General features: G+C 62.4%; 23 protein-coding genes. 10 read left to right on the top strand and 13 right to left on the bottom strand.

The window, feature by feature from the left end:
- The first annotated feature begins 6 nt into the window (after positions 1-6).
- Both RY1_RS01135 and RY1_RS01130 read left to right on the top strand, forming a co-directional pair.
- Positions 7-1,566, top strand: a complete 1,560-nt coding sequence (locus tag RY1_RS01135; RefSeq protein WP_072801685.1) for an AMP-binding protein — start codon at positions 7-9, stop codon at positions 1,564-1,566.
- Positions 1,563-2,318 carry an SDR family NAD(P)-dependent oxidoreductase gene (locus RY1_RS01130; protein ID WP_072801684.1) on the top strand — a complete coding sequence of 252 codons (756 nt, stop codon included), beginning with the start codon at positions 1,563-1,565 and terminating at the stop codon, positions 2,316-2,318. The genes RY1_RS01135 and RY1_RS01130 overlap by 4 nt, the downstream gene beginning before the upstream one ends.
- A gap of 118 nt (positions 2,319-2,436) precedes the next feature.
- Here RY1_RS01130 and RY1_RS01125 read toward each other — a convergent pair whose 3' ends face one another.
- The 4 genes from RY1_RS01125 to RY1_RS01110 form a co-directional block, all read right to left on the bottom strand.
- Positions 2,437-3,204 (bottom strand): SDR family oxidoreductase, encoded by a 768-nt coding sequence (locus RY1_RS01125; protein ID WP_072801683.1) that lies wholly within the window; start codon positions 3,202-3,204, stop codon positions 2,437-2,439.
- Between the two features lie 158 nt (positions 3,205-3,362).
- Positions 3,363-3,956 carry a TetR/AcrR family transcriptional regulator gene (locus RY1_RS01120; RefSeq protein ID WP_139279711.1) on the bottom strand — a complete coding sequence of 198 codons (594 nt, stop codon included), beginning with the start codon at positions 3,954-3,956 and terminating at the stop codon, positions 3,363-3,365.
- 20 nt (positions 3,957-3,976) lie between these two features.
- Complete coding sequence (locus RY1_RS01115) at positions 3,977-5,419, bottom strand: MFS transporter (protein ID WP_084727096.1); 1,443 nt, start codon at positions 5,417-5,419, stop codon at positions 3,977-3,979.
- Between the two features lie 152 nt (positions 5,420-5,571).
- A complete protein-coding gene (locus RY1_RS01110) occupies positions 5,572-6,267 on the bottom strand; it encodes a TetR/AcrR family transcriptional regulator (RefSeq protein ID WP_072801682.1) in 696 nt (231 codons plus the stop codon).
- 317 nt (positions 6,268-6,584) lie between these two features.
- On the opposite strand from RY1_RS01110, the gene RY1_RS01105 reads away from it, so the two are divergent.
- The 4 genes from RY1_RS01105 to RY1_RS01090 all read left to right on the top strand — a co-directional run bounded on the left by RY1_RS01105 (position 6,585) and on the right by RY1_RS01090 (position 11,200).
- Complete coding sequence (locus RY1_RS01105) at positions 6,585-7,703, top strand: NDMA-dependent alcohol dehydrogenase (protein WP_072802213.1); 1,119 nt, start codon at positions 6,585-6,587, stop codon at positions 7,701-7,703.
- Positions 7,704-7,760: 57 nt separating this feature from the next.
- Positions 7,761-9,248: an aldehyde dehydrogenase gene (locus RY1_RS01100; RefSeq protein WP_072801681.1), complete on the top strand. Its 1,488-nt coding sequence runs from the start codon at positions 7,761-7,763 to the stop codon at positions 9,246-9,248.
- An 86-nt stretch (positions 9,249-9,334) separates the two neighbouring features.
- Positions 9,335-10,408 carry an alkene reductase gene (locus tag RY1_RS01095; RefSeq protein ID WP_072801680.1) on the top strand — a complete coding sequence of 358 codons (1,074 nt, stop codon included), beginning with the start codon at positions 9,335-9,337 and terminating at the stop codon, positions 10,406-10,408.
- Between the two features lie 12 nt (positions 10,409-10,420).
- A complete protein-coding gene (locus tag RY1_RS01090) occupies positions 10,421-11,200 on the top strand; it encodes a glucose 1-dehydrogenase (RefSeq protein ID WP_072801679.1) in 780 nt (259 codons plus the stop codon).
- A 121-nt stretch (positions 11,201-11,321) separates the two neighbouring features.
- Here RY1_RS01090 and RY1_RS01085 read toward each other — a convergent pair whose 3' ends face one another.
- From RY1_RS01085 to RY1_RS01075, 3 genes are all read right to left on the bottom strand, one after another.
- A complete protein-coding gene (locus RY1_RS01085) occupies positions 11,322-12,467 on the bottom strand; it encodes an epoxide hydrolase family protein (RefSeq protein ID WP_218019763.1) in 1,146 nt (381 codons plus the stop codon).
- Positions 12,468-12,620: 153 nt separating this feature from the next.
- Positions 12,621-13,037 (bottom strand): Zn-ribbon domain-containing OB-fold protein, encoded by a 417-nt coding sequence (locus RY1_RS01080; protein ID WP_072801677.1) that lies wholly within the window; start codon positions 13,035-13,037, stop codon positions 12,621-12,623.
- Entirely contained in the window at positions 13,034-14,236 is a 1,203-nt protein-coding gene (locus tag RY1_RS01075) for a thiolase family protein (RefSeq protein WP_072801676.1), read from the bottom strand. The genes RY1_RS01080 and RY1_RS01075 overlap by 4 nt, the downstream gene beginning before the upstream one ends.
- A gap of 190 nt (positions 14,237-14,426) precedes the next feature.
- Here RY1_RS01075 and RY1_RS01070 point away from each other — a divergent pair, with 190 nt between their 5' ends.
- Positions 14,427-16,679: a CaiB/BaiF CoA-transferase family protein gene (locus RY1_RS01070; protein WP_169914538.1), complete on the top strand. Its 2,253-nt coding sequence runs from the start codon at positions 14,427-14,429 to the stop codon at positions 16,677-16,679.
- 114 nt (positions 16,680-16,793) lie between these two features.
- On the opposite strand, the gene RY1_RS01065 is transcribed toward RY1_RS01070, so the two are convergent.
- Positions 16,794-17,435, bottom strand: coding sequence for a TetR/AcrR family transcriptional regulator (locus RY1_RS01065; RefSeq protein ID WP_072801674.1), 642 nt, complete (start codon positions 17,433-17,435; stop codon positions 16,794-16,796).
- 78 nt (positions 17,436-17,513) lie between these two features.
- Entirely contained in the window at positions 17,514-18,680 is a 1,167-nt protein-coding gene (locus RY1_RS01060) for an LLM class flavin-dependent oxidoreductase (RefSeq protein WP_072801673.1), read from the bottom strand.
- Between the two features lie 219 nt (positions 18,681-18,899).
- Between RY1_RS01060 and RY1_RS01055 the strand changes: the two genes are divergently transcribed.
- The 3 genes from RY1_RS01055 to RY1_RS01045 all read left to right on the top strand — a co-directional run bounded on the left by RY1_RS01055 (position 18,900) and on the right by RY1_RS01045 (position 21,993).
- Positions 18,900-19,532 carry a TetR/AcrR family transcriptional regulator gene (locus RY1_RS01055; protein WP_072801672.1) on the top strand — a complete coding sequence of 211 codons (633 nt, stop codon included), beginning with the start codon at positions 18,900-18,902 and terminating at the stop codon, positions 19,530-19,532.
- Positions 19,533-19,687: 155 nt separating this feature from the next.
- Positions 19,688-20,608 carry a LysR family transcriptional regulator gene (locus RY1_RS01050; protein ID WP_072801671.1) on the top strand — a complete coding sequence of 307 codons (921 nt, stop codon included), beginning with the start codon at positions 19,688-19,690 and terminating at the stop codon, positions 20,606-20,608.
- A gap of 158 nt (positions 20,609-20,766) precedes the next feature.
- On the top strand, positions 20,767-21,993 hold the full coding sequence (locus tag RY1_RS01045) for a serine hydrolase domain-containing protein (RefSeq protein WP_072801670.1): 1,227 nt from the start codon (positions 20,767-20,769) through the stop codon (positions 21,991-21,993).
- Between the two features lie 94 nt (positions 21,994-22,087).
- Here the strand turns inward: RY1_RS01045 and RY1_RS01040 are convergent, their stop codons facing one another.
- The 4 genes from RY1_RS01040 to RY1_RS01025 all read right to left on the bottom strand — a co-directional run bounded on the left by RY1_RS01040 (position 22,088) and on the right by RY1_RS01025 (position 25,356).
- Complete coding sequence (locus tag RY1_RS01040; RefSeq protein WP_072801669.1) at positions 22,088-22,336, bottom strand: ferredoxin; 249 nt, start codon at positions 22,334-22,336, stop codon at positions 22,088-22,090.
- 36 nt (positions 22,337-22,372) lie between these two features.
- Entirely contained in the window at positions 22,373-23,674 is a 1,302-nt protein-coding gene (locus tag RY1_RS01035; RefSeq protein WP_072802212.1) for an NADH-ubiquinone oxidoreductase-F iron-sulfur binding region domain-containing protein, read from the bottom strand.
- Between the two features lie 105 nt (positions 23,675-23,779).
- Positions 23,780-24,205 (bottom strand): Rieske (2Fe-2S) protein, encoded by a 426-nt coding sequence (locus RY1_RS01030; protein ID WP_084727091.1) that lies wholly within the window; start codon positions 24,203-24,205, stop codon positions 23,780-23,782.
- Positions 24,205-25,356 carry an amidohydrolase family protein gene (locus RY1_RS01025; RefSeq protein WP_072801668.1) on the bottom strand — a complete coding sequence of 384 codons (1,152 nt, stop codon included), beginning with the start codon at positions 25,354-25,356 and terminating at the stop codon, positions 24,205-24,207. The genes RY1_RS01030 and RY1_RS01025 overlap by 1 nt, the downstream gene beginning before the upstream one ends.
- Positions 25,357-25,363: the final 7 nt, after the last annotated feature.

Raw genomic sequence — 25,363 nt, 5'->3', positions numbered from 1 at the left:
GAACAGATGCGCCTGTCCGACTATCTGGACAAAGGGGTCTCTCTCGGCCGAGATGCACCCTGTCTCACCATGGGCGACGACACCCGTAGCTACGGCGAGGTGTACGACCGGACGATGACGATCGCCGGTGCGCTTCAGCGCACCGGCATCGACACCGGCGATCGTGTGGCGGTGCTCTCCGCCAACGATCCGATGGCACTGATGTGCGTGTTCGGCATCTCGCGAGCAGGAGCCGTGTGGTGTCCCATCAACCCGCGCAACGAGGCCGACGAGAACCGCCAGTTGTTCGATCTGTTCGGATGTCGACTGTTGTTCTTCCAGAGCGCATTTGCCGATCTGGTGGCGCGTATCCGAGACCAGCTACCGGCGTTGCAGTGGCTGGTATGCATCGACGGAGATGTGCCGGGCGCAGTGTCCTTCGAACAATGGCTCGCCGACAACAGTGGGGAGCTCGACCCCCGTCGACGACCGGCGGACGGGCTTGCGATGATCGCCGGAACGGGCGGAACCACGGGCACACCGAAGGGGGTGCGCCTGACGGAAGAGAACATGATGGTCTCGACGGCGACAGCGCTGATGAGTTATCCCTTCGGCGACCGTCCGCGCTATCTGGCACTCGCTCCGCTCACTCATTCGGCGGGGGTTCTGACGTTCCCCATATTGAGCTTGGGCGGACACGTCGTCGTGATGCCGGCTCCCGATATCGGGAAGTTCCTGTCTCTCATCGAGCACCACGGCATCACGCACGCATTCCTCCCGCCGACGGTCATCTACGGCGTCCTCGATCATCCGGATCTCGATTCGACGGACCTGACCTCGCTCCGATGTCTCTGGTACGGAGCGGCGCCGATGTCGCCGACACGTCTGGAGGAGGCTCTCGCACGCATCGGGCCCGTCCTCGGGCAGCTGTTCGGGCAGACCGAAGCTCCGAACATGATCGCTGTCCTCTCTCCTGCCGAGCATTTTCGTGACGACGGGTCCATCGCGACCGAGCGTCTGGCTTCGGCAGGGCGACCGACACCGTTGACGACGGTGGCGATCATGGACGACCGAGGCACCGTGCTCGGTCGGGGTGAGCGAGGCGAGATCGTCGTGCGTGGACCGTTGGTCATGCCCGGCTACCACGAGAACCCCGACGCCACAGCCGAAGTCAGCACGTTCGGTTGGCACCACACCGGCGACATCGGATACCTCGACGACGACAACTATCTGTTCGTCGTCGATCGGGCGAAGGACATGATCATCACCGGCGGATTCAACGTCTACTCGGCGGAGGTCGAGCAGGCACTACTCACACATCCCGCGGTGAAGGAGAGCGCAGTCGTCGGTCTACCCGACGACAAGTGGGGTGAACGCGTCACCGCCGCAGTTCAACTCAGGCCGAACCACGTGGTATCCGGCGAAGAGTTGATCGCGTTCGTCAAAGAGAGACTGGGAAGCGTCAAGGCACCCAAGCAGATACAGATCTGGGACGACCTACCGCGCTCCAAGGTCGGGAAGGTCCTCAAGACCGAAGTACGCAGCACCATGCAACTCCCGTCACCATCGAAAGGAACCACACCATGACCGAACTCGAAGGCAAACGTGTATTCGTCACCGGATCCGGCGCTGGCATCGGAAAGGCAATATCAGCCCTGTTCATCGAGCGCGGTGCCCACGTCGTCGTCAGCGATATCGACGAAGAAGCGGCAGCCACGGCGGCCGAGGAGATCGGCGCTGCCGGTGTCGCCAACTGTGACGTCACCGACGAGGGGCAGGTCCAGACCGCGGTCGCTCAGGCTGTGGAGATCCTGGGTGGTCTCGACGTTCTGGTCAACAACGCCGGTATCGAGATATCGTCGCCGTTGCTACAGCAGTCGACCGACAGCTTCGACAAGATCTACGCCGTGAACGTGCGGGGACCGTTCCTGGCGATGAAGGCCGCGATCGGGCCGCTGATCGAGTCTCAGGGAAACATCGTCAATATCTCCTCGGTCGCCGGTGTCGGCGGGAGTCCGTTGCTCGGTTCGTATTGCGCGACGAAGGCCGCGCTCATTCAACTCACCCGGGTGGCAGCGGTCGAGATGCGACCGTCGGGAGTTCGAATCAACGCGGTATGTCCAGGATTCGCAGACACCAGCATGGTCGATCGACTGATTCCCGATTTCGAGGCCGCAACACAGGTTCCGTTCGGTGACCTCGTGGCCGCCAAGCAGGGACGTCTCGGCACCCCGCAGGACATCGCAGAAGTGGTGGCATTTCTCGCGTCCGATCGAGCGTCGTGGGTAACCGGCAGCCACTACATCCTCGACGGTGGCCTGACCGCCTCCCTCGTCTGATCAGCGACACCGCGCAACGTTCGAAGAACCGCGTCGAACGAATGTAGGTACTCGGCCACATCCCAGGTCCAATGGCGAACCGGGATGTGGCCGTGGCGCGCGAATACCTGCCCGGCACTCAGACCAGCGGAGACCGCTGCGACGTCGACGCCGCTACCCGATCGTCGCCCTCGAGAGCTCGATACGACGAACCGGGCTCGTATCCACCCGCGAACGGCCCGGACACGGGTGCCTGCACCTCGATCTTGCGAATGACGACGTCCAACGGGAGGCGACTGAGCCAGCTCACCACATCTGCCACCCGTCGTGGGTCGAGTTGTACCGACGGGGCATCGGGTCGATCGATCATCGCAGTTCGTGTGGGGCCCGGTGCGACGACGTTCACCGCAATTCCTTGGGGTTCCAGTTCGGTTGCGAGCGACTCCGCGAATCTCTCGAGTCCTGCTTTCGACGCCGCGTAGGCCGCCAGCGCCCGCCGTCCTTTCATCGCTGCCACCGAGCTCAGAAGAACGAGACGGCCCCCTGCTGTCATGAGCGGAACCAATTCGCGTGCAACGAGGAAGGCCCCACGAAGGTTGACGGACAGAATGTCGTCCCAGTCCTCGATCGCCATATCCGTCACGGGATCGGCCCGTAGGACTCCGGCCGAGTACACCACCAACTCCGGCGACAGGCCCCTCTCGCGCAACGTCTCGGCGAGGCCGCGGACGCCGTCCGCCGACGTGATGTCGACAGCCAGGTAGGTCCCCCCGACGTCGTCGGCGATTTTTTCCAGCTCTTCTTCACGACGTGCGACCAGTATGACCGAGTAGTGCTCGGCCAGCGACCGACTGATCTCGGCGCCGATACCCGACGATGCTCCTACGACGACGGCCAAACCCTTCACGACAGGGGTCCCCTCTATTTCGACGCTCGAGTTCGCTCCCGTGCACCGCTTCGAAGCGGCGTCAGAAGGTAGCTCACGATACTAATGATTGTGACCATACATCGGGGAAGCCTGTCGAAGCGGAATTCGACGCGAATGGACCGCGAAACCGTGCTCGGTTACGAATCACCCCAATGCCGGCCGTTTTCGAGCGTGACGGCGGGTTCGGCGATGGCGTTGAGGATCAAGTCGGCGTATCTGTGCCACGCCGTAGGCGAGTGCTCGCCCTGATCGAACAGCACTCGCGACACTCCGCCGAAAAGAACACGGACATCGTGTGCCGACACATCCTGTCGAACACTCCCCTGCTGCTGACCGGCCGCGATAATGCTGTCGAACGCGGCGCTGTGGTTGGCCATGCGGGGAAGCGACTCGGCCAGGGATCGATCGCGCGCCAGTCGATCGACGATCCCATGGAACAGCGTGTGGAGGGTGCCGTACGGATCCTCCGAGCGTTCGGCTGCTTCGTTGATGTACCGGTCGAACCAGTCGAGCTGAAACGAGGCCACTGCGGCGACGAGGTCCTGCTTGGTCGGGTAACTCCGGTAGACGGTCGCCTTCCCGACTCCCGCACGCTCGGCGATCTGAGGAATGGTGGCCCCGACGCCGTTTTCCGCGAACAGTTCCACGGCCGCCACCAGTATCCGCTCGTGATTCGCACGCGCATCGGCACGCTTGGTCGACCAGTCCGGTTGTGTCTGGCGTTCGTCCATCGTCACCGCTTCAGTGTGCATCACACCACTGCGGCAGCCTCTGCCTGCTCGTCCACGTCGTCCGTTCGCCGCGCCTTCGGCAGCGCGAAGCCCACCGCAAGGGCGATGACGGAGGCACCGGCCGCTAGCCAGAACGAATCGGTGAATGCGCTGTCCTGCGGCAGCGGACTGCCTTCCTGAACACTTCCGGCGATCAGGGTGCCCACGACCTGCGATCCGATGGCCGTACCGAGCGAACGGAAGAGGACGTTGATCCCTGTTGCCTGGCCTCGTTCACTCGCGGGCGTGTTGTCCATGATCAAGTTCGGTAGAGACGACAGGCTCATCGCCACACCGACGAGCACCAGCGTCGAAAAACCGATGATCTGGCCGAGGCCACTGTGATCGATTCCGAGCAGCGCCAAGCCGATGGTCGTGATCAGGGTTCCGACCAGCAGGGCGAGCTTGCCACCGAAGCGAGCGATCATCCGTCCGGCCACTGCACCCGCCACGAGCAGTCCGAGACATCCCGGCAACAGAACCAGGCCTGCGCCGGTGGCGTCGAGACCGAATCCGAAGCCCGAACTCTCCGGTAGTTGGGACAGTTGGGGTATCAGCACGAAGATCCCGAACATGCTCGCACCGACCAGGAGCGTCGCGATATTGGTGACGAGCACGATCGGACGAGTCAACGCTCGAACATCGAGCAGCGGGTCGGAGACTTTGCTTTCGAAGACAACGAAGCCGACCAGTACGACGAGCCCTGCGATGGCGAGTCCGAGCGTGGATCCCGACGTCCAGCCCCAGGACGCACCTTTGCTGAGTGCGAGCAGAGGTGCAGTGAGGCCGACAGCGAGGAGGGCGAGTCCGACGAAGTCGATTCGACCAGTGGACCGAGGTGCGATCTTGGGCAGCAACGTCGCTCCTGCTGCAGCCAATCCGGACAGGGCCGCGCCGACCCAGAAGATCCAATGCCAGGTGGCGTGGTCGACCAGAAGACCTCCGAGCAGCAGACCCACTCCTGCGCCGAGCCCGGCGATAGCCGAGATCAGACCCAGTGCCGCGGCACGTGCTCGTCGATCGAGTACATCAGCGATGATTCCGAAGCACAGCGGGAACAATCCGCCGCCGACGCCTTGGACCACCCGGGCCGCGATGAGTATCCAGATATTCGGCGCCAGAGCTGCAACCACGCTCGCCGCAGTGAACACGACGAGCACGATGAGCATCCATCGGCGCTTTCCGTACATATCCCCCAGCCGCCCGATGACCGGAGTCATGATCGCTGCGGAGATGAGGTAGGCCGTCAGTACCCACGCGACGTTGCCGGCCGAGGTGTCGAGCGATACCGCCAGGTCACCGAGGGCAGGCACGATAGTGGTCTGCGCCAGGGAGAATGCAGCAGCGCCCAGCGCCAGGACCAAGGTCACGGTCCTCGCGGAAGGCTTCGTGCGCAGGCCGGGCGCATCGTTCGGTGTCGTCATCGTCTCTACCTTCAAATAAATGGACCCTGGAGTCCGGTTAGAGATCGAGGCTATCGCGAGGCCGACGAAAGGGCACGTCGAAACAGTGTGGAATAGTTCACTATGACCAGGCACACACCCGTACTCGGTGGCACAGCAGCTGCCGGATCGAACTACCGGTCCGCAGTGGTGACGTCAGGGGAAGAGGTGACTGCGGGGGAAGAGGTGACTGCGGGGGAAGAGGTGACTGCGGGGGAAGAGGTGACCACCCGGGAATCGGGAGCACTGCCGTGAACAGGCCCGATTCCATCGAACACGACCTGAGTCACCTGATCGATGAACTCGGCGGTGATCTGCTCGTGAATGAACAGTCGGTGCATCAACGAGCCGACGATGATCTCGGCGACCGTACTGGCCGGCGCTCCCGACCTGACCTGGCCGCATTCCTGGCCGCGTAGCACGCGCGCAGCGACAGCCGAGCGCGCACGAGAACCCACCTGCTCCTGGAACCCGCGAGCGATTTCGGCATCCTCCGCAGAGGCGGCAGCGGCTGCCCGAATGAGAGCAACCGCGCCGTCGTCCTCGGTGACGTGCATGAATCTCAGCATCCATGCGCTGATGTCCGCGTGAACGTCCCCACTGTCGTCGAGTTCGATCATCGGAACGAGAAGGTAGCCGTGGAGCAGACATTCGGCGACCAGCGATGCTTTGGACGGATACCAGCGATAGACCGTCTGCTTGGATACGCCTGCCGCGAGAGCCACGCGGTCGATACTGAATTTGTCGTATCCGCGGTTTCCGAGCTCGATGCGTGTCGCGTCGAGAATCGCATTCCGCGCGGTCTCGGACCGTGGACGTCCGGCTGGCATGCACACAGTATGCCAGCCGGCGCGACGACGCCGTTTCTCGAGGCACGCCCGCCTTCGGTCGAACGAACGTACGACGCGTTGCGGGTTTCGTTGTTCACCGTTGCAATTTCGGCTGAATCATTTACATCGATCGCTCGTTGGCCTTATTGTCGACTGTCGAGACGCTCCGTACAGTTTCGGGCAGCGTTGCCTTTCGTTTTTTCGCGAACACCGAGTCGGCACCACCGTGAACCGGGTAGATCTCGCAGGCGACGATGGCCGCCGGTCAGGTGGGTCTCGGTCACTCGGTCAGCATCAGCACAATGAGAGGAACTCCGATGGCGAATCACACTCGCGCGGCGGTCATGTGGGAGAAGGGCAAGCCCTGGGAAGTCGTCGACCTCGGGCTCGACGACCCCAAGGAACACGAAGTGCTCGTCCGAGTCGAGGCCGCTGGTCTGTGCCACTCGGACGACCACATCCGGACGGGTGACTCACCTCCTCGCTACCCCGTTGTCGGCGGTCACGAGGGCGCAGGCGTCGTGGAGAAGGTCGGACCTGGTGTGCGTCGTGCCAAGGTCGGCGATCGCATCATCATCGGATACATCCCTACCTGTGGCGTGTGTCGACCGTGCCTGGCCGGTAAGCACAACCTCTGCGACAACGGTCTACACGCAGGAACGGGCAAGATGTTCGACGGCACGTTCCGTATGCACTCGGGTGATACCGACCTCGGCGGCTTCTGTGCGACAGGAACTTTCTCCGAGCGCATCGTGATTTCCCAGGACGCGTGCATCCCGCTCCCCGACGATATTTCGTTCGAGCTCGGGGCTCTGCTGGGGTGCGGAGTCCCCACCGGTTTCGGCAGCGCGACCAAGACGGCCAACGTTCGACCCGGACAGACAGTGGTCATCTACGGCGCCGGCGGTATCGGCATGAACGCTGTCCAGGGCGCTGCGCTGGCCGGCGCAGCCCGCGTGGTGGTGGTCGATCCGAATCCGATGAAGCGGACCGCCTCCATGGACTTCGGCGCAACGCACACGTTCGAGACGCACCAGGAGGCTTTCGACTTCGTCAAGGAGGTGACGTGGGGTGCCTTGGCCGAGAACTCCATCATCACTGTGGGAGTCACCGATCAAGAAGTCGTCTCACAGGCCTTCGACATCATCGGTAAGGGTGGTCAGGTAACGCTGACCGCGGTCGGTAACTCGGCACACAACACCATCGTGCTCAACGGCAACTACATGATCGGGTACGAGAAGCGGGTTCAGGGATCGATGTTCGGTTCGCTCAGTCCGCTGCTCGACATTCCGCGCCTCATCGATCTGTATCGCCAGGGAAAGCTCAAACTCGACGAGCTGATCTCCAACCGATACTCGCTCGATCAGATCAACGAGGGATATCAGGATCTGCTCGACGGTAAGAACCTGCGCGGAATAGTCGTCCGCAGCAAGTAGCAAGTACGAGCACATCTTCGGGTGTGGGTGTGAATTCAGAACTCGAGAGGATTTTCAATGACGGTGCGCCACGGCGTGAGTTACGACCACCTGTACATAGGCGGTGAATGGGTTCGATCCTCGGGTGAGGAGACGATCGAAGTCATCACACCTGTTACCGAACTTCCTCTCGGCCGTGTCCCATCGGCGACCAACGCCGATGTGGATCGGGCTGTGGCGGCCGCCCGCCACACGTTCGACGCCACCGACTGGCCCACTCGCCCCCGCGCAGATCGCGTCGACGTGCTTCGGAGACTCGTCAAGGTGTACCGGGACAGGTCGGACCAGATCGCCACTCTGATCACCGATGAAATGGGTTGCCCCATATCCCTTTCTCGAGGCATGCAGGCTGCGAGTCCAGCCATGTTGATCGAGTCGTACATCGAGGCCGCCGAGAGCTTCCCCTTCGAAGAGATTCGTCCGTCGTCCACCGGCACCGGGTTGATCACGCGGGAGGCTGTCGGTGTCGTGGCAGCGGTGATCCCGTGGAACTCACCGCATGCGAGCGCGATGCTGAAGATCGCTCCCGCGTTGATCGCCGGCTGCACCGTCGTATTGAAACCTGCGCCGGAGACCGCCATCGACGCGTTGCTGCTCGGGGAGATGCTCGACGACGCAGGTGTACCGGCAGGTGTGGTCAACATCGTTCCTGCCGACAGGGCGGTGAGCGAGTACCTCGTCTCGCACCCCGGGGTCGACAAGGTCGCATTCACGGGTTCCACGTTGGCAGGCAGGCGGATTGCAAGTATCTGCGGAAACGATCTTCGGCGCGTCACCCTCGAGCTCGGCGGCAAATCTGCAGGCGTGGTGTTCGCCGACGCCGATCTGGAGGCTTCGGTCGCTGCTCTCCGTTTCGGTGCCATGGGCAACAGCGGTCAGATGTGCGTCAACCGCACCCGTCTGCTGGTGGAGGCCAGCGCGCATGACGAGCTGGTGGAGCGATTGGCGACGATGATGGATACGATCACCGTCGGCGATCCGCACGATCCTGCGACGGAGGTCGGCCCACTGGTCTCGGCGAGGCAACGCGACCGAGTCGAGGGTTATATCCGGATCGGAACCGACGCAGGAGCACAGGTGGTCAGGGGCGGCGGTCGTCCCGGCGACCTCGATCGCGGCTACTACGTCGAACCCACGTTGCTCGTCGGCGTCGAGAACTCGATGAGAATCGCGCAGGAAGAGATATTCGGTCCCGTCGTCACGGTCACGCCTTTTCCGAACGGCGACGAGAAGGAAGCCATCCGGCTCGCCAACGACTCCGAGTACGGCCTTGCCGGTTCCGTGTACACGAGCGACCTTCATCGCGGACTACGGGTCGCCAGGCAGGTTCGTGCCGGTGGCCTCGATGTCAACGGCGCATCCTCGGGTCTGCAGTCACCGATGGGCGGCTTTCGCGCCAGTGGCATCGGACGCGAGATGGGACAGGAAGGTTTGGCATCGTTCGTCGAGGTCAAATCGATCGGCCTGCCGCCTGGCCTCATCCAAGAGTTCGCCTCGCACAGCTGACTCCGCACTCCCCTACGAGAAAACAAAATAACCATCCCCTCTCGACGAACGTCCCTCGACCAACGTGTTCCACGACGGAGGTAACCGTGCCCGGCCTGTCCACCGATTCAGCCCTGCTGCAGCCGATCGAAATCGGCACCCTGGCGGCGAAGAATCGTCTTTTCATGGCGCCACTCACCCGTGCCCGTTCCAACGATGACGGAACCCCGACCGACCTGGTCGTGGAGTACTACCGTCAGCGCGCCGGTGCCGGTCTGATCATTTCCGAGGCCACTCAGCCCTCCGCTGTCGGAAAGGGGTACACCAACTCCCCCGGCCTGCACACCGATGCCCAACAGGCGGTCTGGGCCGAGATCGCCGACGCAGTGCACACCAACGGCGGAAAGATCTTCGTGCAGATCATGCATGCCGGTCGAATTTCACATCCGGACAACTCCGGTCACGAGGCGGTTGCGCCGTCCGCGATTGCGCCGGGTATCCAGATGTTCACCAAGGAAGGCATGAAGGATATTCCAGTGCCTCGCGCCCTGGACACTCCCGAGTTGCCCGGCATTGCAGCAGAATTCGTCGACGCGGCCCGCCGCGCGGTCGCTGCGGGATTGGACGGCGTCGAGCTCCACGCCGCCAACGGATACATCCTCCACCAGTTCCTCGCAGACGGAACGAACAAGCGAACCGATGCGTACGGCGGTGACGGAGACAATCGTGCGCGTTTCGTCATCGAGGTCGTCGAAGCCGTCGTGGCTGCGATCGGTGCCGACAAAGTCGGTATCCGAATTTCACCGGGAAGCCCTGCCGGTGCGATCAGCGAAGAAGACAGCTGGGGTGCATACGGTTCGTTGCTCGGGGCACTCGACGGGCTCGGGCTTGCCTACCTTCACGCCCTCGTCGACCCCGGTGCCGAAGTCCTGAGTCGAATCAGGAACGCGTGGAGCGGACCCTTGGTCGTCAATGCCGGATTCGAGCGCGAATTGACGCCCGCCGAGCTCGAGGAATTGGTCTCCGCCGGACCTGCGGACGCCGTGGCCATCGGACGTCGGTTCATTGCCAACCCCGACCTCGTCGAACGCTGGACCATCGGCGCTGGGCTGAACGAACCCGACGCGGCGACCTTCTATGGAGGAGACGCCCGCGGTTACACCGACTATCCGTTTCTGTAGAGGACACATCCAATGGATATCAACTTCACCGACAAAGTCATCGTCGTCACCGGCGGCGCAAGTGGAATGGGCGCCGCGCACGCCAGAGCATTCGTCGAGAAGGGCGGTCGTGTAGTTCTGGGTGATGTCAACGACGAACTCGGGAAAACACTGTCGGACGAATTGGGCGAGAACGCCCGCTTTCACCATCTCGACGTCTCCGACGAAGATGATTGGGCGTCGTTCATGGAGTACACCGAGAGCGAGTTCGGCCCGATTTCGGTCCTGATCAACAACGCAGGCATCGGTGCAGGCGGACTACTGGAGAGCATGACTCTCGAGTCCTGGCGCAGAGTCCTCACCATCAATCTCGACGGCACGTTTCTCGGCATCCGCGCGGCCATCGGATCGATGAAGAAGGCGGGCGGAGGTTCCATCGTCAACATCTCGTCGTTTGCCGGGTTGATCGGAACTCCGTTCAGCGCCAATTACACCGCGTCCAAGTTCGCTGTTCGCGGCCTCACCAAGACCGCGGCGATGGAATTGGCACCGTACGGTATTCGCGTCAACTCGGTTCATCCGGGCTACATCCGAACCCCCATGATCAAGGACACCGCAGACGACGTCGTGATCGGAAAGATTGCGCTGAATCGGATGGCGGAACCCGAGGAAGTATCGAATACCGTGCTATTCCTCGCCTCCGACGCAGCAAGCTACACGACCGGTTCGGAGTTCGCCGTCGACGGCGGGTGGTCGGCCGGGTCTCCGGTCAGCATCGGGGAAACCCACAGGCAATTCGAAGACCGCTCGTAGCGGTTGGGTTTCTTCTTCACAACCGACTGTGTCCGAACCGCCACTATCTCACGCGGTTCGGACACAGTCGTTCGAAGTACAGTCGTTCGAAGTACAGTCGTTCGAGGCACAGCCGTTCGAGCTATGCGAGCGAAGCAGCGAATTTCTGGATGGACCCGATCAGCAGATCAGGCCTCTCCAGTGCAGCAAAATGCGCACCCGCCTCCATGTCGGTCCACTGGACGATGTCGAAACTGGACTCCGCCCACTCTCTGACTGCGGGAACGATGTCATTGGGGAACGCCGCCACTGCGGTCGGAACCTCCACGGCAGGCTCGACGGCACCGAGCGCGTAGGACTCACGGTAGAACCGTGCCGCGGACGCCGCAGTTCGGGTGAACCAGTACAGCGAGACCGTGGTCAGAATGTGGTCGTCGTCGACCGGAAAACCCGGGTCTCCCCACTCGATGAATTTCTCGGCGATCCAGGCGAGTTGCCCGATGGGTGAATCGGTCAGGCCGTACGACAACGTTTCCGGTCGAGTGCTCTGCAGAAATGCGTACCCGGACTTGTCCTTCAAGTACGACTGAAGCCGCTCGATCGCTGCGCGCTGTTTGTCGTCGGCTGGGGTTTCGGTCGCGTGTTGAGAAGCGAATCTGACCCCACCGACATTGATGTGCAGCCCGATGACACGCTCGGGAAACTCGCGAGCGATCGATTCGGCAACTGCTTGACCGGCATCGGAACCGTGCACCAGGTAACAGTCGTAGCCGAGTGCTTCGACGAGGCCGACGACGGCAGTAGCCATTCGTCGGTAGTTCCAACCGACACCCGGCGACGGGGTGGAGAAGCCGTATCCCGGCAGCGACGGCACGATGACGTGGAATGCGGGATCGTTCTCTCGCGCAGGAGATGTGAGCGGTTCGATGACGTCTCGATATTCGGCGAACGTGCTGGGCCACCCGTGCAGCAGAACGAGTGGAACAGCGTCGAGCCGATCCGACCGTACGTGGACTGCATGCACAGGCTGCCCGTCCACGTCGACACGGATCTGCGCGAACCGGTTGAGCGATTCCTGCTCGCGGTTCCAGTCGTAGTCGTCACGCCACCGAGCAAACAACCGCTCGAGTGTGGCGCGCGCGATTCCACCGACACCGTCAGCGACGTCGAGAGGCTCCGACCAGCGGGTCTGCTCGAGCCTACGCTGCAGGTCGTCCACCTCGCTCTGTGGAATATCGATTCGAAACGGCTTCACAACCGCACCCGTGCCCGTTGTATCTACTGACATTCTCGGTCACTCTCTCTGTTCGAACTCGTCTTGTGCTATCTATCTCAATCATATGGACAGAGTTCGAATCCGGTCGACGGAATCGGAAGGTATCCGTCAGAAAGGTGTGGCCCCGACGAGTTCGCCGGGGCCACATCATGTGTCATCGACGCGCTAGACGGCCGGTCGATACTTGAGCAACGTCACGTCGTCACCGACGTCGACGAACACCGGTAGTACTGCCATCCCGACCGTGAGCGCGGTCGGATCCTCCACATCGACCAGTTCGGTGCAGATTCGCGGCCCCTGGTCCCATTGCACGATCGCAAGGTACTGCGGCACAACATCTTTCCACGGTGGTGCAGTGGGCCGCGTCGAAATCGTATACGTCGACAGCACGCCGGACCCCTCGATCTCTCGCCACTCGAGGTCGTCGGCCAGGCTGCCTGGCGCAAGAATTCGCGGATAGAACACCCACGCATCCGTCGACGGTGAGTATTGGATCTCGATCCGGTGCTGGCGCAACGCATCCCAATACGGACGACTGACGGGGGTCGGAACCGGCACCGGCACGCCATCGATCGTTCTCATTTGTCACCCTTCAGTACGAGAGCTACCTGCTCGCTCATGAGGCCACCGTTTCCGCTGACGAAGGCCACTTCGGCGTCGGAAACCTGCGCGTCGCCTGCGCGACCCATCAACTGCCGTACGCCGTCGACGACATGGTGCATCCCACCTGCCAGCCCCGCCTGCCCGTAACCGAGCTGGCCGCCGGCCGTGTTCAGTGGGAAGTCACCGCGGAAGGTCAGGTCGTGAGAGTTGACGAACTCGGCGCCTTTTCCGTTGTCACAGAAGCCGGCGTCCTCGAGACTCAGCAGAACGGTGATCGTGTAGCAGTCGTAGATGGACGCGATGTCGACGGCGTCTCGTGACACCTCGGCCATCGAAAATGCTGTGTCAGCCGCGTCTGCCAGCGGGCTCCGAAGCATGTCCCGCGCATTCGACGGCGATTTGTGCGTGACCCGCTCACCGAAACCAGCGACCCAGACGGGCTTGTTCTTCGACCGCCGCGCCAGGTCTTTGTTCGCCACCACGACGCCGGCCCCGCCAGCGACGGGCATGACGACTTCCAACCGGTGCAGCGGATCGCTGACCATCGGGCTCGAGAGGACGTCGTCGACAGAAATCGGCTTGCCGTGAAAGATGGCGCCGGGCGTCGCACAAGCATTTTCCCGTTGATCGGCGGAGATCTTGGCCAGTGCCCGCGCGTCGTATCCGTAGGTGTGTTCGTAGAGTCGGGCAATCTGCGCGTAGGCCGAATTCTGGCCGACGAAGCCGTACGGAATCTCGAATTCGGCCTGCGGCGAACCGTATCGCCCGCTCGACGAGCCCAACCAGGGCGGTTCGGACCGCGGGAAGTGGGGCGAGCTGGGCGGCAAGCCTCCCGGCATCACGATCAGCACAGCTCGGCAGATGCCGAGTTCGATCGCGGCAGCTGCCCGCCACACGGCGCCCGCGGCGGTAGCACCACCCAGGTCGACGAACTCACCGAAATTGACTGCAATGCCGAGATATTCGGCCAGAGTCGCCGGCGCGAACACTGCGGACTCCACACCGACGCCGGTGACGAGACCATCCACCTCGCCTGCGCTCAGACCTGCATCCTCGAGTGCGGCAGCCGCCAACACAGACCACTGTTCGAGTCCGAAAAGATTCTTGTCCACCGGATGTCGCTGCGCCGGCAACTCCACGAATCCCACGACCGCAGCGTCACCACGTAGTCCGGTCATACCTACCTCCATATCGCATGTTCACAGTCCCACGGTAGAGAGCGTGATCTCGAACCGTGTTGTGCATATCGTGGTGCGGGACTTGCGGACATCGCGCTCGACAGGTCGATCTCGACGGGCGATTCTGGACAGTGTTCGTTTTCTGTCCCGAAGTACTGCACCTCGGTGTGGCAAAGGAGTTGAGGTCTCAGTGAATACCACATCGAAGCCGCCATTGGACGGCGTACGCGTCGTGGACCTCACCGACAGCATCGGAGGAATGACCGCGACGATGCTGCTCGCCGATCTCGGCGCGGATGTCGTGCGTTTCGGCGACAGCGAGGATCGGCTCGCCGGAGAAGTGATGTGGCACCGGAACAAGCGGGTCCAGCCCCGATCGCCCGAAGCCGAACGGGCAGCGATCGACGCATGCGACGTTGTCGTTACCACCGACGATGCGCAGTCCGATGCCTTCGCGAGTGTGATCGACTCCTCGGGCGTTGTGCACCTGGACATGCCGACCCTGCTACCGGAAGCCTCAGCGGACGCTCAGGTGTACGAGTCGATGCTGTGTGCGTGGGCGGGGCTCTCCACCCGGCAGTCGTCCTATACCGGCGGCCCCATCGAACTCGTCGTGCCGTTCGTCAGCTACGCACAGGGAGTCTGGGCTGCGGCAGCGCTCGTCGCCGCATTGGTCGAACGTCAGCGGTCAGGACGCGGCCAGTGCGTGACCGTCGACGCCCGGCACGGCGCGCTCATCGCCGCCACCACTACCTCACTGCTCGATCCCGAAGCGCCTGCGCCGAACACGGCCGTGGGCCCGCACGGCCCCACTCCCAACTATTCGCCCTACCGCTGCTCGGATGGTGAATGGGTCTTTCTGGCGGCACTGTCAGGCAAGTTCATGAAATCTGCATTCGCGGCCTTGGGAATTCCGCAAATTCTCGAGGACCCACGAATCGCGCACAACGATGCGAATTTCTACCTGCCCGCCAATCAGGGATGGACCAGAGCGATGATCGCCGAGGCATTCCTTGCGCATGACCGCGACCACTGGCTGGAGACACTGCAGAGAGCCGACGTCCCGTGCGGCCCCTTGGGAGAGCCGGAGCAGTGGTTGGATCAGCCGCAGCTGGGTGCAATCGGCCAGCGCGTGGAGTTGGACGATCCGCGTCAAGGCCCATCGGTGACGGCTGGGTCTCCCGTCACGTTCGCACGCACGCCGCTTGCACCGTTTCGCGCACGCCGCTTCGAACAGTCCACGGAGTGGGAGCATCTCGATTCCGTGTCCACGTCCGACGAGGCACCTTCCGACGGTCCGCTGGCTGGGGTTCGAATCCTCAATCTCGGCACCGTTGTCGCCGGTCCTTTCGCAGGCCGACTCCTTGCCGGGCTCGGAGCCGAGGTCGTGAAGGTGGAGCCGCCCGCCGGTGACAGCTTCCGTCCCAGGGGCCACATCTACAACCGCGGAAACGAGAGCTTGGCTATCGACCTCCGTAAGGACGAGGGCCACCGTGCGTTCCTTCGAGTGGTCGAGACGGCCGACGTGGTTCTCGACAACTACCGGCCCGGAGTACTGCAGAAGCTCGGAATCGACCACGCCGCTTTGGAGCTGGTGAACTCTCGCATCATCACGGCGTCGATCACCGGATTCGGTGGGATCGGACCGTTGGGCACGGATCCCGGCTTCGACCCGGTGCTGCAAGCGATGTCGGGAATGATGTCCGTTCAGGGCGGCGCCGACGAGCCGATTTTTCATACGGTGGCTGCGAACGACCTCGGTGCTGGAGCCGCACTGGCTCTCGGTGTGTGCGCCGCATTGTTCGCGCGTGAGCGGCAGGGTGTCAGTCAGAACGTCTCGACATCCCTGGCAGCTGTCTCTGCCTACATGTTGAACGGAGAGTTGGTGAAGTTCGCGGACCGATCGCCGGTCAGTCGGGGTGGGCGCGACTTCCGCGGCGCGACACCGCTGTCCCGATTCTATGAGACAGCGGACTCGGGCACCTGGATTCGACTGCACGTCGAATCGGCGGAAACTCTCGTCCGCGCCGGAATAATCGACGCGATCCCCGACGAGGGTGACGACGTTGCCGAACTACTGGCCCTGTCGATCGGAAAGCTGACGGCCGAGACGGCTATCTCGCGAATACACGAGGCCGGCGGGTTGGCTCGGGTGGCCCGAACGACCGCGGACGTCGCCAACGACCCCAACTCAGTGAGCGGGAAGTACTTCATACCGGTCACGCGCCCCGACGGAAAGGTTCTGCTGTTCCCCTCGCACTACGCACGATTCAGCCGCACCGAGCGCAGTTCCGAACTCGCCATGGCAGGAGTCGGTGAGCAGAGTCGTTCGCTGCTGACCGACGCCGGGCTCCTCGGCGCCGAGATCGATCGACTGTGCGACGAGGGCGTCGTGGTCGACGGTGGTCGGGTCGGGAAGATCGAGATCGCTGCCTACCGCTGACCGGACCGCATACGTGCCGGCAGCGTAGCTACCGGCACGTATGCGGTCGTGGGTCTCTCATCGACGATTGACCTACGACCGCATCGGTGACGCAGTGTCCGAGCCGGCAAAAGATCACACGTCGTCGGGTGGCGACGAACTGAGAGCACTCATCCACACGTCGGTCATGGCCTCGGCGAGCTCGGCGTTGGACACATCTTTGCGTACGTCCTCGGTCCGAAGCAGAAACGAGAACATCGCGCGAAACTGGGCCGCCAGCAGCGCAATTCGCATTCGAGCCTGCGGTCTGTCCGCCTCGCGCCAACCCGCAAGGTAGCGCGGCATGCGATCGGACAGCCCCAGGGCGTCCTCGTACGACAGCGAACCCTCCGCGACCTGAGCGGTGTCCAACGAGCTCAGGACGACCTTGTGCCCGTCCATCCAGTCGACCGACCGGTTCATCCAGTCCAGCAGCGCATCACGAGATCCATCGGCGAGCACATCGTCGAGTTGCTCGTAGAAGGCGTGGGTTTCTGCCTTCACCGACGCTCCGAGCTCGGTGATGAGTTCGAGCTTGGTCGAGAAGTACAGATAGAAGGTTGCCCGGCTTGCGCCCGAGGCGGTCGCGATCTCGTCGATCGTGCTCGCGACGTATCCCTTCGACGCGAACACCTCCTGGGCACCCTGCAGCAGCCGATCACGCGTGAACGCCCGTTGCTGTTCACGGATGGACCCCTTCGCTGCGACAGCGGGAGTCGGGTCCGTGGCTCTGGGCATTGATTCGACACTGCCTTCCGAAAACGTGAGGTCCTTGACGGTTCGGAACAGAGTACTCCAGGAGGTATCGTCCCTCTGCTACTGAGCTGCTGCAGCCTCGGTGTACACGATGGGCTCCAAGACCTCGATCGCCTGGGCGGCCGGAAGTACCTTTTCCGCGAAGAGTCGAAGGCTACGCTCGGCAGTTTCGATCGACATCGACCCGTACTTGAAGACGAGCATGAACTCCTCGGGATGGAACCTGTCGCTCAAGCTCCTGATCTTGTCCAAGCACTGCGCAGGGGTGCCCCAGATGTGGTTGTCCAAGTACGTCTTCGCCATGCCGTTGACGATGTGGCTACGGTCGACGACCTCCATCCGCGCGTAGTGCTCGTATCCCTTGATGGTTTTGAAGTGCTGACCACCCAGTTCGTATTCGCGTGCCGCGCTGTCGACATATTCCGGGATGTGTTTGTGCGCGAGGTCGTACGCCTCTTGCTCGTCTTCCACACAGATGATGTTCAGGTGCATACGAGGGCGAGCAGGCTCGAGCCCGATCTCTGCGCGAGCCTTACCGAATTCGGTGAGATCTGCGTGGTACTCGTCCAACGGCTTCTGCGGAATGATCAACGGCTTGAGACCGTGCGCAGCACCGACTGGCGCGGAAGCGGGACTACCCCAGGAGAAATGGAGGTTGTCCAGCAGTGCCTGAGCGTCGCGTGGCCGCGGCCGGACGGACACATCCTCGAAGTGATGAATTTCGCCGTGGTACGAGAACTCGTCCTCGGTCAGAGCGAGTTTCACGATCTCCACGCCCTCGTGGAAAAGCTGGCGAGACTGGTTCATATCGATCCCGAGCTGCTTGAACTCGCGCTGGGCTGCTCCACGTCCGAATCCGATGAACGCCTTGCGACCGCGCAGCGCGTGTTGAAGCATGATGATGTCTTCCGCAACACGAATCGGGTGATGCCACGGCAGGACGACCACCATGGTCCCCAGATCGATGCGGCTTGTTGCGCCGGCGAAGAAAGTCAGCAGCTGGAGTGGATTGGTCACCATCGTGTACGGGGTCACGTGGTGCTCGATGGTCCACAACGAATCGAATCCGAGCTCTTCGACCAGAAGCCCGAGGCCGATCTCGTCGGAGAGAATCTGGGCATCGACCGTTCCGTCGACGGTGGAGGTCGATTCCTCCCCTCGCTCGTGCGCCTCGTAGCGATCCCAGTCCCCGTAGTTCTGCGCGTACAGAGTGACACCGATCCGCATGATTTCTCCTTGGATTCATTGGCTGATGATTAGACATCGTGACTACTCAACAGCAATCAAGTCAAGGCTTCTGTGTAAATAATTTCACATCTTCACGCTCCTATGACCGTCGGCATACCGTATGAGCAGCCCCCGATGGCGCCCGTCGCTTCGCCTCCCTGTACACCCGGGCAACCAACGAGTCGTGGGGTCGACCACGAGAGCAGTTACCATTCGCTCATGGCTGGACCACACTCGTCGGGCGCGACGATCAGAGAACAACAACGCGCGTTCACGCGAGAACGAATCCTCGAAGGAGCAATCGCCGTATTCGCCCAGAAGGGCTACCTCGCCACCACTATCGACGACATCGTCAACGCCGCCGGTGCAGGGCGAGCGACGTTCTACCTCCATTTCCCGACCAAACGGGACATCGTGTCCACCCTCACCGGCCGGCTCCTTCCCGAGGTACAGCAGATGTACGGCGCCCTCGACGAAGTACTCGTGGACGGTACTCGCACTGCAATGCGCGCATGGATGGCGACGGCCATCGGATGGATGGAGCGATACCGGGTCATCCTCGGTGCGGCAGACGCCGCCTCCAACATCGAAAGCGTCAGTTCGTACCGGGACGCCATGGATCTCGCCGACTACATGCCTCGTTATCTTGCTCAGTACCCGGAGCGGGAAAGTCATCGCGCTCATGTACAGGTCGCGCTGCTGGCAGTCCAATTTCGCGCGACCTATGCCTATCTGCTTCCCGACGCAGGCGATCGGACCGACGCGACGAACGACCTGATCATCGACGCCATGACCGAGATTTGGCTCGTAGGACTCAGGCGATCAGGAAAGGCCGCGCAACTGCGTCGATGACGTCCGCGACCTCGTAAGCCTGCCACGACATGCACATTGCGTCTTGACTGTGGACTGGTTGTCCAACAGACTGATCACGTCCGCTCCCGTGGCCGGTCGACGATCGAGTACCGATTGCGGTCGACCCTCGCCCGGGCGCCCATGAGGAGATCGGCGTGAATCTAGAGAATCTGCGTGCATTCGTGCTGACGGCCGCGGAGGGCAGTATGGCCCGCGCTGCGCCTTTGATGTATCTGTCGGTCTCCGCTCTGAGCCGCCGCATTCAGGATCTCGAGCGCGAACTCGGCGTCAAACTCTTCGACCGCACCTCGCGCGGAATCGTCGTCAGTGCCGTCGGTCGGCGCCTTCTCGATCACGCTCGACAAGTGCTGTCCGCAATGGACGAGGTGTACGCCGCGGCGTCCGACGAAGAGGCAGCGCCGGCTGCCAAACTCGGACTCGCCTTGGGCGTCGGCGTAGGGCTGCGGAACGCGGTACTCGACACGATGCGGGACACCGGGATCCCGGTCCAGTGCGTACCGGGTCCGAATGTTCAACTGATCCGGCAACTTTCGGTCGGAAAAGTGGACATCGCACTGCTGCATCAGGCGCCGCCCACGACGAGGATCCCCTCGGAACTCATCTCGAGACACCCGGTGAAGGTGATGTTCGCATCCTCACTCCCCCAGGCCTCGATCAGCACCCTGTCGATCCGGCATTTCGCCGATCAACCTCTGGTGACCTCGGCAGCACTGATGGCCGGAACTCCGATCTTCTACGCGAAGCTTCGGTCGATTCTCGCCGAGTTCGGCATCGTGGACACCATCGATGCCGGCGAAGCCTCGTGGATACGCGACGTGGTATCGAGTGGCTCCGGTTTCTCGATTTTCGCAGGGGATTCCAAGCCGGAACTCGACGAGGAATACGGGGTCGTCGTGACTCCGGTCGAGGATCTCGATCTCAGTCTCGAGACGTACCTCGCATGGTCACCGTCGTCGACAGCTATCGACCGTTCCACTATCGACGCAATTCTCGACGCGGTGGCAGCTGCACCGCGCGAACCGAGACGACCCCGGATGATCCGTTCGGCCGGATGATCCGTTCGGCCTGTCGATCGGTTCGGTCTGTTGATCATCCGGCTCCGAAAAACCTCAGCGGTGTTCGCAACTTCAGGGCCGAATACACTCAATAATTAGTATGCTTCACGGGAGCAGTCGCTCACGCTGTCCGGCCCGCGCACGCATTAGGAGAAGATATGACCGAACAACTTTCTCGGCCTCAGACACACGGCTTCACCGCGCCGGGTTTCGAACCGGTGAGAGAGGCGTTCGAACGAAACTTCGCTGAGTTCAACGATACCGGTGCGGCATTCGCCTTGTATCACGAAGGTGAGTTGGTCGTCGATATCTGGGGCGGACTTGCAGACGCCGAAGCCGAGACGCCGTGGGCTCAGGACACGATTGGAATCGTGTACTCGGCTACCAAAGCAGCAACGGCGATCGTCGTCCACCAGCTCGCCGAGAAGGGCCTTCTGGATCTCGATGCACCGGTCGCGAACGTGTGGCCGGAGTTCGCTGCGGGTGGGAAGGAGGCGGTGACCACGCGCACCCTGCTGAGCCACCGCGCAGGGCTTCCTGCCATCGAAGGTGATCTCACCCTCGAGCAACTCCTTGCCGGTACGCCAGTGGCCGATCTTCTGGCTGCACAGAGCCCGGTGTGGGATCCCAGCACCTCGCATGGATACCACGCCCTGACCTACGGTTGGCTGATCGGCGAGGTAGTTCGCCGGGCGACAGGTCGGACCGTGGGCGAGCTGTTCGCTGAAAATATTGCTGTGCCTTTGAATTTGGACTTCTACATCGGCCTGCCGTCGGAGCACGTCGGGCGGGTTGCTCCCCTGGTCGCGTCCACACCGCCTGCGCCCGATTTTCTCGATGCCATCACCGATCCCGACGCGAAGGCCGCGATTCTGGCACGAATCGGTCAGATGATGGACCCGACGTCGCTGCTGAGCCGCACTCTGTCCTCCAACGGCCTGCTCCCGACACCCAACGCGCCCGCCTGGAACGACCCTGCCGTCTACGCAGCCGAGATTCCTGCCGCGAATGGAATCGCAGATGCACGGTCGCTGGCCAAGATGTACGCCGCACTGCTGGGAGAGATCGACGGCATCAGACTGCTCGAAGAGGAGACAGTGACAGCGGCAATCGCCGAACAGAGTGAGGGCATCGACGAGGTCACGATGGCACAGAGCCGGTTCGGCAGTGGATTCATGCTCGATTCGGAGATCTCGCCCCTACCGACCCATGCATTCGGTCATTACGGCGCAGGCGGATCCCTCGGCTTCGCCGATCCGTCGACGGGCATCACCTTCGGGTACGTGACGGCAAAGTTGGGCGGAACGCCGACCGGCGAACCCCGCACCGCAGGCCTCATCGCGGCAGTCGGCAGCGTCCTCGAATCGAAGAACAACGCGCAGTAGAGGGAAACACAGTATTCGAGGGAAACACAGCGGCCGCGGATGCTCTGATGAGCTCCGCGGCCGGGTGGCTGTAGTTCAGGAATTCAGCATTACATCAGCGTGCCCCGCGCGGCGTCGGTGCACCAGCGGGAATCCGAGCCGCCTTGTTCTCCGACAACTCGACGATCGCATGAACAGGGCAGTCCAACAAGGCCCGCCGCACTCGTTGTTCGTCAGCCTCGGAGATCTCGTTCCCCCCGACGACCGATGCATAACCCCACTCGTCGAGGGAGAAGATCTCCGGCGAGTGCACCGCGCACAGCGCGAAACCGTCGCACAGAGTCCTGTCCAGTTTGATCCTCACGTCGTTCTTTCCTCTCTATCGAGACAATGTTCGCTGTCAGTGCGCCGTGGAAGGGAAAACCGAGAAAGGAGGATCCGACAGTCGTCGGCCCGACGCGCATGGTTCACATCGGTGCTCGAGGTGGCCTGCTACCTGCTGGGGGAACTCGCGCAGCACACTCGCGGCGATGTTGGTGGCTCCGTCGAGGGTTCCACAGGCACCCCGTCCGCGCAGCCCGATGGACCACGTGCGCAATCGCTCCACGTCGGCCTCGGTTGCCCGGAAATCCCGAAGCGCCTGCAACGCCGCACTCATCGCTGCAGTGCCGTTGAAGCACGAGCCGCACTGTCCCGCATTCTCTCTCGCGAAGTACGTCATGACGGCCGAACTCACCTCGACAGGGCAGGTGTCGGCGTCGAGCAGCGCTACCGCGCCGCAACCGAGTCCGCTGCCGATGGCAGCCACCGAGTCGTAGTCGAGGGGCGTGTCGATCACCGCTGCACCGACGACTCCCGCGAAATAGCCGCCCATGAGCGCACCCGTGACCTTCGAGGGATCTTCGCCGAGCCACGTCAGGATTTCCCGCAGCGTCGTCCCGAGGGGGATCTCGTAGAGTCCCGGGTGCCCGGTGGCACCGGACAGAGTCATCAGGAAGGTGCCAGGACTACCTGCGGTGCCGAGCGAACGGTACTCGTCGACTCCGAGCTGTCGAAGCAACGCCAACTGGGCAAGCGTCTCGACGTTGCTGATCAGTGTCGGGCGTCCCTCGACGCCTTCCTCGAACGGACGTGGGGGCTTCTCGGTCGGCAACGCCGGACCCCCGTTGAGAACCTGAACGACAGCACTTTCCTCGCCGGCCACGTAGGCGGTCTCGACGCGGGTGACCTCGATCGACGAGACCCAATCACCGTGTCCGACGGATTCTTCGAGTGCATGAAGGATGCTCTGCTCGCTCGCCACATCGGAGACGTAGACGTGCAGTCGATCTGCACCGACCGCGGCGGCTGCCAGCCGTAACCCGTCCAGCACGAGATGCGGACGGTGACGCATCAGCCATCGATCCTTGACCGAGGCCGGTTCACCCTCCTCCCCGTTCGCCACGGCCACGGGCGTGGTCACACCCGAACCCACCGTCCTGATCTTGCGACCCAACGGGAACGCCGCGCCACCGCGCCCACGGATTCCCGATCCATCGATCGCAGTGAGAAACTCGGCCATGTCGTCGACGGACCGGTAACCGCCGCCCGACACATAGGCGTCCAAACTCTCTCTGGTTTCGACGTCGCCGAGGAGGCGTCGGCCGACACCGGAAAACACACCGGTGGCAATCGACACGGGAATTTCAGCGGTCGTGCTCATCGAATTCTCCATTCCGCGGTCGGCGACCGCGGCTCACAGGGGTACGAAAGTGTTCCGATCGAGAATTGTGTTCAGGCAGTGACGACGTTCAGGCAGTGACGATGTTCAGGCGGTAACGATGACGTCATCGCCGTCCACGTGCACTGGATAGGTGCGAATACTCCACTCGGGTTTGACGGCTGTCGTGCCGGTCGCAAGCTCGAAACCCCATTGATGCCATGGGCAGTAGATGAACTCGCCCTCGCGGGCCTCGACGGCACCGCCGGGTGCGCTGTCGTCTCGAATCGTCTGGCCGTGCGTGCGCCCGACGCACAGTGGTCCACCCTCGTGCGGGCAATAGTTGGCGATCGCGTAGTACTTGCCGTTCACGTTGTAGACCCCGACGCCGTGACGGCCGATGGAGTCGACGACCTTCTTGTTGCCCGGTGCGATCTCGTCGACGTGCGCAACAACATGCTGCCGACCGGACGGCCTGACCACTTCTGCCACAGCCTCCACCACGGCGGGTTCGACAACCCGAGGATCGGTCATCAGAAGGCCCGCGTCTGACCCGGCAGAGCCGGAACCCGGTCGGGTAGCCCGAACAGTTCGATCGCGTTCTTGAACATGACCTTCTCACGCATGTGAACAGGGATGTGCTTGGCGACCCAGCGCGGCTCGTCGAACGTCCAATGCGGGTAGTCCGAGGAGAACAGCAGAATCTTGTCGGCCTCCATCCACTCGAGCGCCTTGGTCAACTCCAGCTTGTTCTCGGGGTAGTCGAGTGGCTGCGAGGTGAACCAGATGTTGTCCTTGACATAGTCCGATGGCTTGCGCTTCAAACCGTTCTCGGGGCCGCGAGCGGCGTAGATCGCATCCATGCGCCACATGAGCGGCAGGATCCAGCTGAACGCATGCTCGATGAAGACGATCTGGAGCGTCGGGAATCGGTCGAAGACACCGTCGAAGATCAGGCTCATGACCTGGTTCGCAGCCACCAGCGAGTAACTGACCATCAGATCGTGGTTGTACGTCATGAATCCGACGGGCGACATCGGCAGCTCGTTGTGCTGGCCTCGTCCGAGGTGGCAGGACACAGGGATGTTGTGACGGGTCGCGGCCTCCCACACCGGGTAGTACTTGGGATCACCCCAGGCGGGACGCATCTCGGAGTTCACCATGATCTGGCTGAAGTACGGGTGGCCTGCCCATCGCTCGATCTCGGTAACAGCCTTCTCCGGTGCTTCCAACGCCGTCATGATCGACCCTCGGAACCGCTGGTGCCAGTTGTTCTCGCTGTCGAGCCATCGCTGATCCTGCCAGTCGTTGACCGCGACGTTCAGCGCGTGGATCTCGTCCTCGGTCTGGCCGAGCTGCGGGAAGATCGGACCCAGAATTGCGATGTCGGAACCCGACTCCATGATCAGCTGACGAAAGGCCGTCGCGGGATCGGATCCAGGGAACCCTCCGTCCGGAGGGAACGAATCGACACGCATCGCGAAGCTGTGTGCGTAGTCCGGGGGGTCGTAGTAGACCTGGCTACCGGCACCGGTGGTTCGCGAGATGAACTTGTCCTTGAACTCCGACGGATAGAATTCCACCAGCGCTCCGGGTCGTGGAACAGGGTGAACATCCGAGTCGACGACCCGGACCGGGACGGTCTCGGTGCTCAATCGGTGGTTCTTTTCGATTTCGATCGTCATGCCTGAT

The organism is Rhodococcus yunnanensis NBRC 103083, assembly GCF_001895005.1.
Classification (GTDB): domain Bacteria; phylum Actinomycetota; class Actinomycetes; order Mycobacteriales; family Mycobacteriaceae; genus Rhodococcoides; species Rhodococcoides yunnanense.
The sequence above is the reverse complement of the archived record's forward strand: the minus strand, read 5'-3'. Positions and strand labels throughout refer to the sequence as shown.

Bases quoted from the DNA above. Each gene is read 5' to 3' on its own strand.
- RY1_RS01135 (WP_072801685.1), top strand. From the start codon at position 7: ATGCGCCTGTCCGACTATCTGGACAAAGGGGTCTCTCTCGGCCGAGAT.
- RY1_RS01130 (WP_072801684.1), top strand. From the start codon at position 1,563: ATGACCGAACTCGAAGGCAAACGTGTATTCGTCACCGGATCCGGCGCT.
- RY1_RS01120 (WP_139279711.1), bottom strand. From the start codon at position 3,956: ATGGACGAACGCCAGACACAACCGGACTGGTCGACCAAGCGTGCCGAT.
- RY1_RS01115 (WP_084727096.1), bottom strand. From the start codon at position 5,419: ATGACGACACCGAACGATGCGCCCGGCCTGCGCACGAAGCCTTCCGCG.
- RY1_RS01110 (WP_072801682.1), bottom strand. From the start codon at position 6,267: ATGCCAGCCGGACGTCCACGGTCCGAGACCGCGCGGAATGCGATTCTC.
- RY1_RS01105 (WP_072802213.1), top strand. From the start codon at position 6,585: ATGGCGAATCACACTCGCGCGGCGGTCATGTGGGAGAAGGGCAAGCCC.
- RY1_RS01100 (WP_072801681.1), top strand. From the start codon at position 7,761: ATGACGGTGCGCCACGGCGTGAGTTACGACCACCTGTACATAGGCGGT.
- RY1_RS01090 (WP_072801679.1), top strand. From the start codon at position 10,421: ATGGATATCAACTTCACCGACAAAGTCATCGTCGTCACCGGCGGCGCA.
- RY1_RS01085 (WP_218019763.1), bottom strand. From the start codon at position 12,467: ATGTCAGTAGATACAACGGGCACGGGTGCGGTTGTGAAGCCGTTTCGA.
- RY1_RS01080 (WP_072801677.1), bottom strand. From the start codon at position 13,037: ATGAGAACGATCGATGGCGTGCCGGTGCCGGTTCCGACCCCCGTCAGT.
- RY1_RS01075 (WP_072801676.1), bottom strand. From the start codon at position 14,236: ATGACCGGACTACGTGGTGACGCTGCGGTCGTGGGATTCGTGGAGTTG.
- RY1_RS01065 (WP_072801674.1), bottom strand. From the start codon at position 17,435: ATGCCCAGAGCCACGGACCCGACTCCCGCTGTCGCAGCGAAGGGGTCC.
- RY1_RS01060 (WP_072801673.1), bottom strand. From the start codon at position 18,680: ATGCGGATCGGTGTCACTCTGTACGCGCAGAACTACGGGGACTGGGAT.
- RY1_RS01055 (WP_072801672.1), top strand. From the start codon at position 18,900: ATGGCTGGACCACACTCGTCGGGCGCGACGATCAGAGAACAACAACGC.
- RY1_RS01045 (WP_072801670.1), top strand. From the start codon at position 20,767: ATGACCGAACAACTTTCTCGGCCTCAGACACACGGCTTCACCGCGCCG.
- RY1_RS01035 (WP_072802212.1), bottom strand. From the start codon at position 23,674: ATGAGCACGACCGCTGAAATTCCCGTGTCGATTGCCACCGGTGTGTTT.
- RY1_RS01030 (WP_084727091.1), bottom strand. From the start codon at position 24,205: ATGACCGATCCTCGGGTTGTCGAACCCGCCGTGGTGGAGGCTGTGGCA.
- RY1_RS01025 (WP_072801668.1), bottom strand. From the start codon at position 25,356: ATGACGATCGAAATCGAAAAGAACCACCGATTGAGCACCGAGACCGTC.